17 protein-coding genes are annotated in these 16,045 nt (G+C 40.3%); 8 read left to right on the top strand and 9 right to left on the bottom strand.

The window, feature by feature from the left end; translation table 11 throughout:
• The 3 genes from DP116_RS29075 to DP116_RS06005 all read left to right on the top strand — a co-directional run.
• On the top strand, positions 1-1,320 hold a 1,320-nt coding region (locus tag DP116_RS29075; RefSeq protein WP_246275506.1), incomplete at its 5' end, for a hybrid sensor histidine kinase/response regulator.
• 570 nt (positions 1,321-1,890) lie between these two features.
• On the top strand, positions 1,891-2,115 hold the full coding sequence (locus tag DP116_RS06000) for a hypothetical protein (protein WP_169154307.1): 225 nt from the start codon (positions 1,891-1,893) through the stop codon (positions 2,113-2,115).
• 220 nt (positions 2,116-2,335) lie between these two features.
• Positions 2,336-4,360 carry a hypothetical protein gene (locus tag DP116_RS06005; RefSeq protein WP_169154308.1) on the top strand — a complete coding sequence of 675 codons (2,025 nt, stop codon included), beginning with the start codon at positions 2,336-2,338 and terminating at the stop codon, positions 4,358-4,360.
• A 69-nt stretch (positions 4,361-4,429) separates the two neighbouring features.
• On the opposite strand, the gene DP116_RS06010 is transcribed toward DP116_RS06005, so the two are convergent.
• The 7 genes from DP116_RS06010 to DP116_RS06040 form a co-directional block, all read right to left on the bottom strand.
• Complete coding sequence (locus DP116_RS06010; protein WP_169154309.1) at positions 4,430-5,038, bottom strand: hypothetical protein; 609 nt, start codon at positions 5,036-5,038, stop codon at positions 4,430-4,432.
• 195 nt (positions 5,039-5,233) lie between these two features.
• Positions 5,234-5,818, bottom strand: coding sequence for a thylakoid membrane photosystem I accumulation factor (locus tag DP116_RS06015; RefSeq protein WP_169154310.1), 585 nt, complete (start codon positions 5,816-5,818; stop codon positions 5,234-5,236).
• 558 nt (positions 5,819-6,376) lie between these two features.
• Positions 6,377-6,751, bottom strand: coding sequence for a PIN domain-containing protein (locus tag DP116_RS06020; protein ID WP_169154311.1), 375 nt, complete (start codon positions 6,749-6,751; stop codon positions 6,377-6,379).
• Entirely contained in the window at positions 6,742-6,957 is a 216-nt protein-coding gene (locus DP116_RS06025; protein WP_169154312.1) for a RelB antitoxin-like protein, read from the bottom strand. Before DP116_RS06025 ends, DP116_RS06020 begins: the two co-directional genes overlap by 10 nt.
• Positions 6,958-7,035: 78 nt before the next feature.
• Positions 7,036-7,551, bottom strand: a complete 516-nt coding sequence (locus DP116_RS06030; protein WP_211173104.1) for a hypothetical protein — start codon at positions 7,549-7,551, stop codon at positions 7,036-7,038.
• Positions 7,552-7,555: 4 nt separating this feature from the next.
• Positions 7,556-7,921 (bottom strand): type II toxin-antitoxin system PemK/MazF family toxin, encoded by a 366-nt coding sequence (locus DP116_RS06035; protein ID WP_169154313.1) that lies wholly within the window; start codon positions 7,919-7,921, stop codon positions 7,556-7,558.
• The gene (locus tag DP116_RS06040) at positions 7,911-8,207 is read right to left on the bottom strand and encodes a hypothetical protein (RefSeq protein WP_169154314.1); all 297 of its coding nucleotides are present in this window, start codon (positions 8,205-8,207) and stop codon (positions 7,911-7,913) included. The genes DP116_RS06035 and DP116_RS06040 overlap by 11 nt, the downstream gene beginning before the upstream one ends.
• A gap of 282 nt (positions 8,208-8,489) precedes the next feature.
• Here DP116_RS06040 and DP116_RS06045 point away from each other — a divergent pair, with 282 nt between their 5' ends.
• The 3 genes from DP116_RS06045 (at position 8,490) to DP116_RS06055 (ending at position 11,884) form a co-directional block, all read left to right on the top strand.
• On the top strand, positions 8,490-9,827 hold the full coding sequence (locus DP116_RS06045) for a MurT ligase domain-containing protein (protein WP_169154315.1): 1,338 nt from the start codon (positions 8,490-8,492) through the stop codon (positions 9,825-9,827).
• A 112-nt stretch (positions 9,828-9,939) separates the two neighbouring features.
• Positions 9,940-10,410, top strand: a complete 471-nt coding sequence (locus DP116_RS06050) for a DinB family protein (protein ID WP_246275507.1) — start codon at positions 9,940-9,942, stop codon at positions 10,408-10,410.
• A 655-nt stretch (positions 10,411-11,065) separates the two neighbouring features.
• Positions 11,066-11,884, top strand: a complete 819-nt coding sequence (locus DP116_RS06055; RefSeq protein ID WP_169154317.1) for a type 1 glutamine amidotransferase — start codon at positions 11,066-11,068, stop codon at positions 11,882-11,884.
• Positions 11,885-12,092: 208 nt separating this feature from the next.
• Here the strand turns inward: DP116_RS06055 and DP116_RS06060 are convergent, their stop codons facing one another.
• Both DP116_RS06060 and DP116_RS06065 read right to left on the bottom strand, forming a co-directional pair.
• Positions 12,093-12,374, bottom strand: coding sequence for a type II toxin-antitoxin system RelE family toxin (locus tag DP116_RS06060; protein WP_169154318.1), 282 nt, complete (start codon positions 12,372-12,374; stop codon positions 12,093-12,095).
• Positions 12,361-12,630 (bottom strand): type II toxin-antitoxin system Phd/YefM family antitoxin, encoded by a 270-nt coding sequence (locus DP116_RS06065; protein ID WP_169154319.1) that lies wholly within the window; start codon positions 12,628-12,630, stop codon positions 12,361-12,363. The genes DP116_RS06060 and DP116_RS06065 overlap by 14 nt, the downstream gene beginning before the upstream one ends.
• A gap of 229 nt (positions 12,631-12,859) precedes the next feature.
• Here DP116_RS06065 and DP116_RS06070 point away from each other — a divergent pair, with 229 nt between their 5' ends.
• Both DP116_RS06070 and DP116_RS06075 read left to right on the top strand, forming a co-directional pair.
• Positions 12,860-14,371, top strand: a complete 1,512-nt coding sequence (locus tag DP116_RS06070; RefSeq protein ID WP_169154320.1) for an anthranilate synthase component I — start codon at positions 12,860-12,862, stop codon at positions 14,369-14,371.
• Positions 14,372-14,654: 283 nt separating this feature from the next.
• Complete coding sequence (locus DP116_RS06075; RefSeq protein WP_211173105.1) at positions 14,655-16,022, top strand: CHAT domain-containing protein; 1,368 nt, start codon at positions 14,655-14,657, stop codon at positions 16,020-16,022.
• Positions 16,023-16,045: the final 23 nt, after the last annotated feature.

Raw genomic sequence — 16,045 nt, forward strand, 5'->3', positions numbered from 1 at the left:
GAAGATGCTAAGAAAACAGTTACAATGACAGGTGAATGGCATGGAGAATTGCATCACTTCACACAGTCCAACAAGAAAATTATTGTCTCAAGTCGGTGGACTCTCATGTGTGACTGGTCAGAGGAATCAACATCAATTCTGACTGTAAATACTGATATCACAGAGAAGAAAGAACTTGAAGCGCAATTTCTGCGCGCACAGCGTTTGGAGAGTATTGGTACACTTGCGAGTGGTATTGCCCATGATTTAAATAATGTGCTAACACCAATTATTGCTTCTGCTCAACTTCTTCTACATGTAGAATTCTCTGAACAGAAGAGGCAGAGATATTTGACAATAGTAGAATCAAGCGCAAAACGGGCGGCTGCTTTAGTCAAGCAAGTTCTACAGTTTGCACGAGGATTTGAAAGTCAGCGCACTATTGTTCAACTTGAGCATTTACTTCAGGAATTTAAGCAAGTGACTCTTGAGACATTTCCTAAATCCATCGAAATTTGCATGAACATAGCACCCGCCCTTTGGACAGTTTTAGGAGATGTTACTCAACTGCAACAGATTTTCATGAATTTTTGCGTTAATGCCCGCGATGCAATGCCAAATGGCGGTACCCTGAATATCTCTGCAGAGAATATTCTCATTGATGAAAATTTTGTCAGGATGAATCCAGATGCCAAAATTGGTTCCTACATTGTAGTTACTGTTTGTGATACGGGAATTGGCATTTCTCCAGAAATAATAGATAGAATTTTTGAGCCATTTTTCACGACTAAGGAAGTGAGTAGAGGTACAGGATTAGGTCTTTCAACAGTGTTTGGTATCACCAAAAACCACGGCGGGTTTATTAAAGTGTATAGCGAAGTTGGACAAGGAACCGAATTTAAGGTGTACTTACCAGCACTGGAAGGAAGCGTTTATCAGCCAGTAGAAGATATTGAACTATTTACAGGAAATGGAGAATTAATTCTGTTTGTAGATGACGAACTTGCTATTCAAGAGATTAGCAAGACTTTACTTTCAACACATAACTATAAGGTTATGACTGCTAGTGATGGAATTGAGGCGATCGCACTCTACGTCGAACATCAACAACAAATTCAAGCAGTGGTGACAGATATAATGATGCCATCTTTGGATGGTATGAATACCATTCGTGCTTTGCAGAAAATTAACCCATCTGTAAAAATCGTTGCCATTAGCGGACTGTCATCAAACAAAAGGATGGCCCAAATGTCTGGGATTGGTGTGAAAGCGTTTTTGTCTAAGCCTTACACAATGCAGGAATTACTCAAAACCTTACACTCGGTATTGAACGTTAAATAGTCATACTACTCCTTTTCCTCGTTCCCTGGCTCTGAACGGGGATGCATAACTAAAGGCTCTCTCTACCTCCAATTATATTGAGGCAGAACCTCCTTTCGCTGACATCTTGCACCTGGTCAAACAAATGTTAAATTCATTACATATTATTTGACGCAGTGTTCTCGTCCGCCTGGGACTATAAGTCGCGCCGCTTATAGCCGAAGTCCATTTTAATGGACTAGTAGTCCTTAATCGTTAAAACCCGTGTTTTTGTTTTCTGTAAAACGCTTATTCAACGCAAGTTCCATGAGGAATGAAAATACGGTTTTTAGAAATTATGTCCTACTAGCTAAAGATCATCAGGAAGACTTGGAAAAGCTGCAAAAAGCACACTAAATACTCAAAAGCACCGCCGGATTTTATCGCCAGTCAGATAACCAATTAGCTAAACATGTAGAAGCCGCTATTAAAACTCGTGAAAGTAGTGTTGAAACTTGCAAAGAAAAAATTGGTGAGGTTAAGTCTGATATAGAGTCTAAGTTAGAGAATCTAAAGCGAAGTATTAAGAAAGCAGAAGAACGTGTTACTCAGATGGAAGAGGTAGTAGAATCTCTAAACGGGAATGATAAAAAAGAAATTCTTCGTAATTATATCCAGCAAAATAAAGAAAAAATTGAAGATGCTAAAGAAGATAAGTGTATTTCATTCCAAGAAATAATCGCAATTGCATCTGGGTTGCTAACTATTGGAGATATTGCGGCAAATGGTATTGGTGAGTTAATTAGCACTTTGCAAAACACAGGACTATTGCGATGACAGGTGTACGTAGTTAACTGATATAGTCGCAAGCAATGTAGTTCAAACAGTAGAATTGCTCAGCATAGACAGGAGATACGGGTGCAAATCCCGTTGTTGCTATCAGATTGTAAAGTTCTATTTCTTAACAAAAAATAAACCGTATTTATACTGTACTCATGTTGTTATTACGATGATAAGAATATATGAGTTGTGTAAAATTTAGCATATTACTGACAGTATGAACGGCAAAACTCTCAACACCGCAGCGCAAATCCTCGAAGCTTTCCGCGCTTGTAAGAATGCGGGAGAAGAGATAGATTTATTTGAGTGTTTGGCAACTCGCCCTGAGGTACGCGTAGTAGTATTTATAGAGATACTGCAAAAAATCAAACGAGAGCCTGTTTTGGCTCTTACGTTACAGGCGTTTGGCAAGATTACGGATGCGGATGTGAAGCAGCAACTCAAGCAAAGTGATGATTTGCTGATCATGCTGAGTGAACAGGCGCGTTCTGGTTCGACTGACTTGATTCGCTGGGCTGCGGCGACAACGATTGAGAAATTAGGATTTGATCTCACCATAGTGTCTCAACATCTTTCTGAAGAACCCCAAAGTATTGCTGAGAAGATAATGCAGTCTCAGATGAAAAGATTTGCCGACGAAAATCTGATACAAAGTAATGATTATGATGAGTTTTTACGTTTCTGGATTTATGGATATTGGTACAAACTCAAGGAATTAACTTTAGGTTATGAGTTTTGGAAATTAAAGGAGGAATGGGAGTCTAAAAGAGAAATAGGATGGGAAGATTCACATGATCCTCAAGAAATTCAGCGTCTCAACAAGTTTTCAGTTTGTTGGGATGTGATGAATGCTCTTAATTTGAGGGGATTAAGCGAGGTGAACTTGGCACTACAAAAAGCAGAAGAATGTGGAGATAATGCTTCAGAAATTGATGAAAATGAAGTATTTGAAGGTATTGCACAGGTTTTCTCAGCTAACCAATTGACTGAACTTAGTAGTGACAGTGATTTCCAAGTCTTGATGGAGACTCAATTTCACTGTTTGGAAAGTAATAATAAAACAACTCGGTTAGTTGCAGCTAAAGAAATTCTGACTTTCGGAAATAATTCTTTAGATAAAATCAGAGATGAGCAACTACAAATGTTCCATTCACTTGAAGCGTTTCTAGAAATAGAAACATGCGAAGTGACTCGTCAGACTACCTATGAGCAATTAGAAACTTTATCCGAAAATATAGATTTTTTAGAAAAACAACTGAAGCGAAACAAAGTACGTAGTGCTCTTTCTCAGATGAAGTTGGTCATTTTAGACGAAATGAGCAAGAGAAAAAGTAAATTTGCTGCTGCTAAACTCTCATGTGAAAATTTACGAGAAAGTATCAAACTTAAGATTGATCAATATTTGAAAACAATTCAGTCTATCAGTACAGAAATTTACGACCAAATATTTGATCAAGTACAACTTGACCCAATCCCTGATATAACTGTTGATAATGAGCACGCACTTAGCTTGCTTGAAGATTACAAAAACCTATTGGCAAAGAAGTTGTCCATAGCTTCTTCGGTTCATAAACAAGTTTTGACGTTTTATTCCAAACTAGAAAAATGTCAAACTAATCTGGAAAAAATCCAGAATAATTTAAATTTAATTAAATCAATCAATTATAGAGTTTATGGATATTTAGCTTTAAAAGATGAATTGATTGAGCTGAAAGTGCCAAATAGCATAAATTATCATAACTACACACAAGTGACTTTACTTGATCAATACTCTAATTACTTAAAAAACAAGTTAAAGAAACTTAGAGATGAAGTCGTCTCTCGTTATGAAAAATTAATTCCAAGCCAATTATCACCTCTTGACACAGAAATAAAAAAAGCAAAGAAAAAAATGGAGAGAGCTAAAAATATAGGAGATGCCATTAATAATTTTTCTCGGATATTATGCATATATATCATTTCTCTTATCATGCTACCGTGGACGCTGGTCATGATGATTCCTGTTGGGTTGCTGATAGGAATTGTGAAGTTGTTATTTGGTGATGCAGGAGAGAATCTGACTCGTATTTTGGGTTTAATTGCTGCTCCTGGTATGTTATTTTATCTGGGAATTGAAAAAACAATATATACACTCATTCAACAGTATGAAAAAAGATTAGAGTCTCAAAGGATATTGAGGTATGAAAAACTGGAAAGTTTGAAAGATGAGGAAAGGAAGATACTAAATTTACTGTCTATTTGAATATCCAAGAATGGGATGTTTTTTACGAGAGTTTTTTGTAAGGTGGGCAATACCCACCCTACTTTTGACTCAACCAATTGGACGATTTCCTGGATTTACAGCATGAATACACTCACTTCCTGAGGTTGGAAACCCTCGTTTATAACAGGCTTCCTCTGGTTTCCCCCATCCTAACTGTAAAATTACTTCCAAAAAATTAGTGTTTTCACATTTGGACAAACTTGTCCATTCTGTTCTTTGACCAATTCTATCTACATCATTTTTTTCTATCTGTCGATGCTGTTTGCCATGACTAAAACTTAAGTACAAGTCCATCCCTACAGTGACTTCATTCCAAAATTCCAGTATAGAATTTTTTGCTGCTATTAATATTTCTATGTCACTGGGTAAAGCAATTAATTGAGCATCGACTTCTGGATAGCGTAGAATTTTCCCTTTGACAGTCACCTCACGCCAGACAATACCTGAAACTTGATGTTCGTTTTGGTATTCGTGAATGGTGGCTTTAAAATCTTGATATGCGGTAAACTGTTGTAGCCCATCGGTTCTGATAAACTGGTCTATGACAGGATTGCCAGAGACGGTGACTGCTAACTTCAGGCGGTTTCCCTTGAGGCAAGCTTGGCGTTCAGAACGTAAAATTTGAATTAACTGCTCGGTGGTGTAAACCTTTGACATCAGAGCACACTCTATAAGTCATTGTCATTGGTCAATAGTCATTATTTCTTCAGTTACTTGTTCTTGAGTTCCTAACTCCTCAGTTCTCAACAATTTTTAAAGATTATTCGTATACATTATCCCTTAGAATAAACAGCTTTGCAGTATCTAATAACACGAAAAAACAGGGCAGACAAATTTTGTCTGCCTCACAACTCACCTCGTTAACTCGCTGTTTAACTCATTAAATGCTCGGCGCTTCAATGGTACTGATTCTGTTCTGGGTAATAAATCAAACACTTGTCTAAATTTGTCGTCTATTTTCTCAAAGGGGACTTGACCCTTTTGATTCAAAACGACCTCACCGGACTGATTAAATACTACAACTTGGGGAACAACTCCAGAATAGTAATAACCTGGTTCTGTGGAGTTATAAGTTTTTCCATCTAAAATGCTATCAACATTAACTGGAATAATTTCTGCTACTCGACCGTAATATTCTTGTATCGTTGAAACAAAAATGGCATATTTCTTACAATCGCTGCTGTCATCCAAATAGAATGCCAATAGTGTTGGTTTATGCTCTGCTAAAGCTTTTGCGAGATTCAGTTTAGGAGGAACGAGTGAACCATTCCCCGCATAAACCACAAAAATATTCCCATCGTATCTGTCATCATCAATACCAGCAGAGGCTGATTGTCCATTGCTGAATAACAAGCAAGTCAGCAGCAGGAATAAGGAAAACAACCGCCGCCAGTTTGGAATGAGATTCAGTAAAAAGCGCCACTTTATGCCATTCATTAAAAGGAACCTTTCAACGTTTATATTTTTTCTTGTTTGTGCTGAATGTAGCAAACTGGGGTAGAGGAATAGGGTATAGGGTTTAGAGTACAGGATTTAGAGAGACAGTAGGGAATAAAATACGGGGTTTATAAAAAAATTAGTCTGTCACGTATCCAGTTGTGACCAGTAGAAGAATTAAATGACCAATGATTCCTTGATGGTACAAGCCCCTGGATTGATCCGTGGGGTCAATTCCATTATCCATAAGTTAAGATCCAAAATTGTTTGACCTGCTGAATCGAGGCTGTATCTGACTTAAAGATGACCTTGTGTGCCATCCTGAAGAAAAACAAGTGCGAGAAATCTGCCGCAATCGGTAGATGGGCACACAAGGGTAGAGAAAGAGGGATCGCGGTTACGTTAGAGAGTGGGTTCAAGGCGATGACAACAACTAACGATAAAAGCAAACAACAGCAAGTTCGCCGAATCATAGAACTCGGACACATTAAAATACTAGAGTAGCTGTCTAGATCTGATTGGGCAAAGCTCAGCAACCTATAAGGCGATCGCCCTCCACTATATAATTTGCACTGATTGAGTGTTAATTTCTTTTAAATTAGTTAATTTTACATCATTAGTAAACAAAGTTGCATTTAGAGATTGTGCAGTTGCTGCAATTATTGCGTCAGGAAGTTTTAGTTTGTATTGTCTACGAAGTTCGATAACTATTTCTTTAATATGACTTGAGATTCCAATAACTGTAATCTTAGTTAAAAAATTACGAATCTGTACTTCTTCATCTGAACTGAGGCTGGAATAAGATAGCAATTCCATCTCAGTTATCACTGAAACAAAATATTTTCCTGATGGTAATGGTTTTACTAACCGACCACCCAAGAAATACAAGACTATATTGGTATCCAACAAAATTAAAGCTTGTGTCAACTCCACTCATTCCTTATTTGCTGTTGATACTCCAATGGGTCTTGAGTGAGTTTCATGACACCTGCATACTTATTGATATCAAACTCTTCTTTCTGTTGTGCTTGATAAGCTTCCAAAATTTGCTCAATTTTCTGCCAGTCTTGATAATCAATCAACACTGCAACTGGACGCATGGCTTCATCAGTTACAATTTTTTTGTTAAAAGATAGCATAATAGTTTTCTTCCAATGCAAAGTTTAACTCTTACAGAGTATCTTTAAGAAAATAAATCAAGATAGGGTTCTCATCTTTTACGATTCTCTATCGTTGATAACCTGCTGAAATTCTTCTATAGAACCAATCGTAATAGCGCTTGTAAAAAACGTTTGCAGTACAGATAAATCCTCAATTCCAGAAATCACTTCCACAACTGGTTCAGGTACTACTCCAAACCGCGTCTGTAGGATTTTAATTACATTTTCTCGATTTGTTTCGAGAATTCCTTCTTCTTTCGCTAGTCTTTCAATACTAGTTACATACCGCATCTTCTGTACCTCCTCGTAACTTCTGACTTCTTGTATAAAACTGTGCGCTAATTCTTTTGGTAATACCATTACCCAGTCAAGAAATCGAAATAACCCCAGAATATCTTCTCGACTATATCCCCGTTCAAACAGTCTTCTTGTTAAACTCAATTTCCAATGTAACCGACTTTCGGGATTTCGATGCGTCGCCTTGGTTTTCAGATGTGCCATGACTACTACACTGAAAGGATTGGTACTTTCCCTCACCATACGGTTGCTCACTGATAACTTTTCACTGTTCACTGTTTTAAACTTCAGCCTCAATTACAGTCACAATTGCGGTAGAAATTGCTGACATTGTAATATCAGAGACAATACCAAGCTTGCGAATAAATCTTTGCAAATCTACTCCTCTCAATTGCAATGCATCGATAGCAGAAGCTTTAGTCAAATTGTTTGCCATATCCGGCTCAATTTTCACATGCCAGAGATTGTCTGCAAAATAGGGTTTCCAATCTGTAAGAGGGGCTATCAGTTTAATAGGTAATTTACCCACAGCATCGGAGCTAATTACTACTGCGGGGCGTATCTTTTTAATTTCTGCCCCGATAGTAGGATCGAAATTAACTAACCAAATGTCCCCACGCTTGGGTGTTTCGGCATTAGTAGTCAATGATGTCACCTACCATTAATTCCTGCCAATCAGAATCTTGTTGGTAGTGCGATACCATTGTTTCAGCTTGATTTTCAAGAATTCGTCTGCGTTCTGCTAGAGGTAATTTCAGGAAAGCTTGACGCTGTTCTAAAGAAATAGACTGATTATCATCGGGAGTAGGAATATCAGGCTGCGGAATTATAATCACGATTTCTACAGTTTGTCCTTCTATCAGATTTGGATTTTGAATCTCGATTTTATTTCCTTGCGAAACTGTTGCTGTTAAATATAAGCTAGATTTCACTTGTTTTTCCTACCTTTTTTATTTATTGACATCACTTTGAGTGGGTATCATCTAAACCAAATATAGGCGATCGCCTCTCAATACTGTTCAGTTACAGGGCGATAGGGGAAAAAGAGGACAAACAGACAAGGTGGACAAGGGGTTTACAGAGAAATTAGTCTGCACATATCACCTATCATTTCCGGAACTGGCTATTTTGGCAAGAATTAGCTAAACTCACATGATTAAATTTGAGACTCAGGGCTACAATCTAGCAACACTCACCAAGATTAGGGTACTGATGTGGGAAACAAAATTCAACTCATAGACAGGATACGACTGGCTTTTGCTGTGTCAGTGGCGAAAGGCGTGACTTTAGCAGTGCGATCGCTGCGCTTAGGTGCGGCGAGTGTCTTACCAGGTTCTCTTGCGCGTCGCATTGAACCCCGACTGTTGCAGTTATTAACTCAACAAGTCAAAAACGGAGTCATTTTAATTGCTGGTACAAATGGTAAAACAACCACATCACTGCTTCTGCGTACAATTTTAGAACGCAAAGGGTATCGTGTTGCTCACAACTCTACAGGCGCAAATCTAGAAAATGGCTTGATGACAGCACTGCTGGAAGACACTAACTTAGTCGGCGGACTAGATGTTGATTACGCGATTTTAGAAGTCGATGAAAATATCCTACCGAAGATTCTCGCACCAATTCAGCCTAAGATAATCCTGTGTTTAAACCTATTCCGCGATCAACTTGATAGGTACGGAGAAGTTGATACAATTAGCAAGCGTTGGACAAAAGTCATTTCTACTCTGCCAACAGAAACGGTTGTCATTCCTAATGCTGATGACCCAACCTTATCTTATCTTGGTCAGCAATTACCCCAGCGGGTGTTATTCTTTGGTTTAAATGAACCAGAAAATTATTTAGATGAAATTCCTCACGCTGTTGATTCTATATTTTGTCCTAATTGCGGACACTCGCTAGATTACAAAGGAGTTTACTTGTCCCATTTAGGAGATTTTCACTGTCCTAAGTGTGGGTTTAGTAGAAGTAAACCCGCGCTTGATAGCAGCGAATTTCCACAAATACTTGTAGGTTTATACAACAAATATAATACTTTGGCAGCCGTTACCGCTGCGATAGAATTAGGAGTTGATGAAGCAACTATCCTGGATACGATTAACAACTTCCAAGCTGCATTTGGTCGTGCTGAAGAATTAGAAATTAATGGTAAACGGGTACGAATTTTGTTATCAAAAAACCCTGTGGGAACAAATGAAACAATTCGCGTCGTGACTCAAAGTATTGACAAAACGACACTGCTTGTGCTAAACGATAGGACACCCGATGGAACTGATGTATCCTGGATTTGGGATGTTGATACAGAGAAATTGGTAGAACGGGGAGGGACTTTAGTTGTGAGTGGCGATCGCCTCTACGACATGGCGTTACGTCTACGCTACAGCGAAAAAACTCCTGAAAGTCACTGCAATTTAATAGTCGAAGAAGATTTACGGCAAGCAATTGCAACCGCCTTAGAACACACACCAGAAAATGAAACCTTGCACATATTACCTACCTATTCTGCCATGCTGGAAGTGCGAGAAGTGCTGACAGGCAGAAAAATTCTTTAAATGGGATCATAGGCTTGTAGTGAGCATTTAAGCGCTTACTACGAACCTATTATCATTTTGAATTTTGAATTTTGAATTTTGAATTGTTTCTATGCTTATCCAGCACTTTCAAATGCTTGCAAATTATAACACCATTACAAACCGAAAAGTTTATGAAGTTTGTTCTCAACTTTCGGATGTAGAACGCAAGCAGATTAGACAAGCTTTTTTCAAAAGTATTCATGGGACGCTGAATCATATTATGGTGGGCGATCGCATCTGGATGGGACGCTTTGAAGGCAAACAAATGCCATCTACCAATCTTGATGCTATCCTCTATGAAGACTTTGATGAGTTGCGTTCAGTTCGTGTCTTAGAAGATGAGCGCATAGAAGCTTTCATGTCTAAGTTAAATGAGGATTTTTTAACTAAAACAATCAGCTACGTGAATAATCAGGGGAAACTTCATACTGATCCGCCTAACTTATTGCTAGCACATTTTTTTAACCACCAAACACACCATCGCGGTCAAATTCACGATATGCTGAGTCAAACCGAAATTGCTCCACCAGTTTTGGATATGCACCGGGTTATCCGACCGTAGTTGAAGAAAACGATGAATTCTAGAGTGGAATAGGCAGGCGTCATTAAATATAAAATAAGACCTCACCCGAAATCCCTCTGGTGCGATATCGGAGAGGGAAGGTGCAGGTAGGGTGAGGTTTTTATATTTAATTTGACTTATAAAATGCTTACAAAAACTTGCGTGTTGTCTGCGTCTTTCCTGACATTTTTATTATCAATGCTATATGATGATGCAATAAGATAGCAGTGAAGCACATAGACAAAAAAACAGAGCCAGCGCAACTAGTGTGCCCTCCAGGCGCTTGACAAGCTTTAGGAGAGACCCGGGAAGAAAACTAGTTGAATATTGGCTGGCTCACTTTATTTCAGTCGATTTACTCGGTTTTGTGTATCAACCTTATTTTCACCTATTGGATCGGCAAATACAATGAAGATTATATTTAAATTGGCTAACAGTGTTTAAAGTTTTGTTCGGAGGGAGTGAAACGAGGAACGCAAGGTATTTCCCCCTTACGCGTACACTTTCTCAATAACCAAACACACCATTACGGTTAAATTCACGATATGCTAAGCCAAACCGAAATTGCTTCACCAGTTTTGGTACATGCACCGGATGATCGACCGTAATTAAGGAAAACTATGAATTGTAGAGACGCTTCAAACAGTTATAAATTATGAGTTATCAACAGCATGAGTTAACAATTGGTTGGCTGTATCCAAAGCTGATGAGTACATACGGTGATAGAGGTAATGTCATCTGTATAGAACGTCGGTGTCAATGGCGGGGATACAGCGTCAAAGTTTTACCTTTAGATCAAAGCGCGACAGCAGCTGATATTCGTTCAGTAGATGTGATTGTTGGTGGTGGCGCACAAGATCGCCAGCAAGAAATCGTGATGCGCGATTTGCAAGGTGCTAAAGCACAAGCAATGCGTGAAAAAATTGAAAATGGGACTCCAGGAGTGTTTACCTGTGGTTCACCCCAGTTGTTAGGACACTATTATGAACCCGCTTTTGGACAGCGCATTGAAGGCTTAGGCATATTAGATCTGGTGTCCGTACATCCTGGCGAAAATGTCCGTCGCTGTATTGGTAATTTGGTCATAGAAGTCACAGCAACTCGTCTGGCGCGGGACTTGGAAGAGATGATGGGTAGCAAACCGTATTTGATTGGTTTTGAAAATCATGGCGGACGCACCAAGCTAGGAAAAGTAGAAGCACTAGGACGCGTAGTGTACGGGTTGGGTAACAATGGTGAGGATGGGACAGAAGGAGCATTTTATCAGAATGCTATAGCAACGTATTCTCATGGTCCCCTGTTACCAAAGAATCCCTTTGTTGCTGACTGGCTGATTCAAACAGCGCTGCGGTTGAAGTATCAACAGCCTATCACTTTGCCACAGATGGATAATACTTTAGCTTTGGAAGCACGGGAAGCGATGTTTAAGCGGTTGAAGGTTAGTATTCCAAGCGTTACGGCTGCTAAAGTTTGAATTTGAAGTTCATTGCAGGGTGCGTTAGCGCTTTTTGTAACGCACCGTTTTATCATGACGCGATATTTGTGATTTCAAAAAACTGATTTCAAAAAACGAATTAATACGAAGTTGCCAAAGATAGGATTGTTTGGAATCGAGCTTCCTACTGGACTAGCTTTCAAGCAAATAATACGAGCTAAGACAACTTGGTATAAGTTACAGTTTCTTACCCTAATAAACGCTTTAATCGTTTGTACACATCATCATCATTACGCTTGCCTACTAAAATGACTTCAACTAAATCCTGGTCTGGAAAAAACCTGTAAACAATCCGATACTCACCACTATCTACTCGATAGTAACCCTCGTAGCCAGATAACGCTTGACTATCAACAGGTATTGGATCTACATTCAAAGCTAAGACTTTTTTAGCAATTTGAGCGGCGATTTTAGGCTGCAAACCATTGATAAAATCGAGAACAGTTGCTAAGCCATCAAGTCTCGCCATCAGCTAAACGCTCCAGTGCAGATGTAAAAGTCTCTGTACCAACCATTTTTGATTGACTAAGAGCAGCTTTGGCACTTTCACCCAAAACCATATCCTCTAATTCTGTCAGTCGATTAATCAATTGCTGGTAACTCTCTGCCGACATAATGACATGGCTAGGTCGTGATTGCTTTGTTAGTAAAACTGGTTCAACAGTCGCCTTGTCAAAAACTTCACCATGTTTGTTGCGAGCATCTGTGAGAGTGTAGATGTGCATAATAAAAGTTGTTTTTGACTATTTTAGACATTTTGACTATATTTTAACAGATGCGTAGACAACTTACCACCCAGTAGAGGTGAATGCTGCGATCTGCCTTTGGCAGCAAGCTAGCGCCGATAGGCGTAGCCGTGCCGCAGGCATAGGGCGCGCTACGCAAACGCTTATCGCCGAAGGCGGCTCCTAAAGGAGCATCGCGCAGCGTGTCCTATCCCCAACACTATCATCTATGAAACCGATACAACCTTGGCATTGGCGAAAGTTACCCCTGGCTAAACTGAGTGGAGCACAAGTTTTCGAGGTATTATTTCTCAAAACCAGCGATGATGTAGAAAGGGCACAAAGTGGTTCTCGTCAGCGTATTGCAACCCTCTTAGAAAGCCCAGTGACGCCAAATTGCACCCATCTGGCTCGATATTCCATTTGTGCGGGTTCTCCTCGCTGTATTGAGGGGAAACCTCAGCTATGGACACCGCCTGTAGGAGAAATTCTTCCTTTTCTGCGTCATCTGCTTAACTCTCAAACGCAGGCTGAAGACGCGAGTAGGAAAGCAGAATACATTGTACTTGGTGAACTTCCTTTTACAGGTGGTTGGCTGGGATGGCTAGGATATGATTTGGCATGGGAGATTGAAGAACTACCTCAACTCAAAGCCGATCCGCTTCCTTTCCCAGTCGCCTATTGGTATGAACCAGAATCATTTGCAGTTGCGGATCATCAACAGCAAATTCTGTGGTTAGCTGCGACTGACTCCGCTCAACTTGACGTTATGCAAAGTCAATTAGAGCAAGCAGACAAAGAGAGGGAAATCCAAAACTCACCAAAAGCTTACAAAACGAATCCTATCACTCCTGTTTTCCAAATGTCTCAGGATGATTATGAAGCGGCGGTGCGGCGAGCGAAGAAACATATTCAGGCTGGTGATATCTTTCAGGCTAATTTGTCCTTACGATTTGAAACACATACCCCTTGTGATAGTTGGCTAATTTATCGAGCTTTGCAACAGATAAATCCTTCCCCTTTTGCTAGTTATTGGCAAACTCCTTGGGGAGCAATGATGAGCTGTTCGCCTGAGAGACTGGTACAGTTATCAGGAAGGCAAGTTCAAACTCGCCCGATTGCAGGAACGCGATCGCGCGGTGCTACCCCCACTCAAGATGATCTCTTAGCGCAAGAATTAATCAGCAACACCAAAGAAAGAGCCGAACATATCATGCTTGTTGACTTAGAGCGCAATGATATAGGCAGAGTGTGCGAGTGGGGAACTGTCAAAGTCGATGAACTCCTGACAATTGAACGCTACAGTCATGTGATGCACCTTGTCAGCAATGTTATCGGTACGTTACACCCGAATTATGACGCTGTAGATTTGATTCGAGCTGTGTTTCCTGGCGGAACAATTACAGGTTGTCCTAAAGTTCGTTGTATGGAAATTATTGAAGAACTCGAACCCGTAAAGCGCAACTTATTTTACGGTTCTTGTGGTTATCTCGATTGGCGAGGAAACCTCGACTTAAATATTTTGATTCGTACACTTTTATATAGTAATAGAAGTGATTCTCCACCAGGGGCAATTGTTTGGGGACAAGTCGGTGCTGGTATTGTTGCAGATAGTAATCCAGAAAAAGAATGGTATGAATCTTTGCATAAAGCACAAGCTCAACTTAATGCCTTGAAGCTAGTATTTGATACAACAAAGAGCTTATTCTCTCGTTCCCTGGCTCTGCCAGGGAATGCATAACTGTGGACTGCTGCCTCAATATAATCACTGAGAGGCAGTATCAGCATAGGAACGAGAGAACCTCACCCTGCCCTGTCGGGCATCCCTCTGGGAACTCCGGCTACGGTGGAACCTCACCCTGCCCTGTCGGGCATCCCTCTCCTTACTAAGGAGAGGGAAAGATTTTAGCGTAGCTAAAAGCGAGGGTGAGGTTTTGAGTGAGCAGTTTTGTTGTCAGATTCAGTGGGGGCAATATCTCATAGCTCTCGCTTACTGGTAACTAATCCTTTCAGAGGAACAGCGCTTGCAGCAGTTCATTAATACCAAAGGAAAACAACTACAAGAACTACCCAGCAAACCAGAAACCGAACCAGTCAAAGCAAAGCTACTACAAGAAGTTGAAGCCCTCCTGACTCAACAAAAAGAACTACAAACTCAAATCCGCACCAGTAGCCCTAAATATGCAGCACTACAGTATCCCCAACCTCTAAAGTTACCTCAAATTCAGCAACAACTTGATAAAGATACCCTCTTGTTGGAATATTCCTTAGGTGAAGAACGCAGTTATCTTTGGGTTGTCACTCCCAATTCTCTCAATAGCTATGAACTTCCTGCACGCGAACAGATAGAAAAAGCAGCCAAGAATTTCAGAGACGACTTGCAACAACCAACAGCAGGGAACTTAGCAGCCAAAACTGCAACTGAACTTAGTAAACTCATTCTCGCACCTGTGGCTGACAAGTTGGCACAAAAGCGGTTAGTCATTGTCGCTGATGGTGCTTTGCAATCGATTCCTTTTGCCGCATTAACTGAACCAGGAAAATCAGCTGCTTCTTCCAATTATCAACCGTTAATTGTCAACCATGAAATAGTCAATCTACCTTCAGCATCAACCATTGCCTTTCATAGACTTGAACTCAAAGGACGCAAAACCGCACCCAAAACCCTCGCCATCTTAGCAGATCCCGTATTCGGTGTAGATGACGATCGCCTGAGTGGTAAATCAAAGGCACTTGCTGCTGAACTAGATTTGAGGAGTCAACTACAACAATCTGCCCTTAAGCAAGCAGCAAGAAATTTCAACCGCAACGGGTGGGGGCGACTTCCAGGTACAGGTGAGGAAGCAAAGGCAATATTGAAACTTGTACCATCATCAAATTACCTGCAAGCCTTTGCTTTTGATGCTAACTACAACTGGGCAACTAACAAACAACTCTCGCAATATCGGTTTCTCCATTTTGCCACCCACGGCTTTGCAGATCCTAACAGCCCAGAATTATCAGGAATTGTTCTCTCGCTTGTAGATAAATCTGGGAAACCGATTGAAGGTTATCTGCGCTTGGGTGACATCTTCAACCTCGATTTTACCGCTGATTTAGTCGTCCTGAGTGCTTGCGAAACCGGATTGGGCAAGGATGTCAATGGTGAAGGATTAGTCGGGTTGACAAGAGGACTGATGTATGCAGGGGCTGAAAGAGTGGCTGTGTCTCTGTGGCAGGTTAGTGATGAGGGGACATCACAATTGATGCAGGAGTTTTATAAAGAAATGTTACAGCAAGGAAAGTCACCTACTGCTGCTTTACGTGCTGCACAACTGAAGCTGTTGCAAGACTCGAAATGGAATAAACCTTCGTATTGGGCGGCGTTCACCTTGCAGGGTGAGTGGAGATAACTAGGGGTGTAGGGGGATAGGGG

This window comes from Brasilonema bromeliae SPC951 (genome assembly GCF_012912135.1).
GTDB classification, from domain to species: domain Bacteria; phylum Cyanobacteriota; class Cyanobacteriia; order Cyanobacteriales; family Nostocaceae; genus Brasilonema; species Brasilonema bromeliae.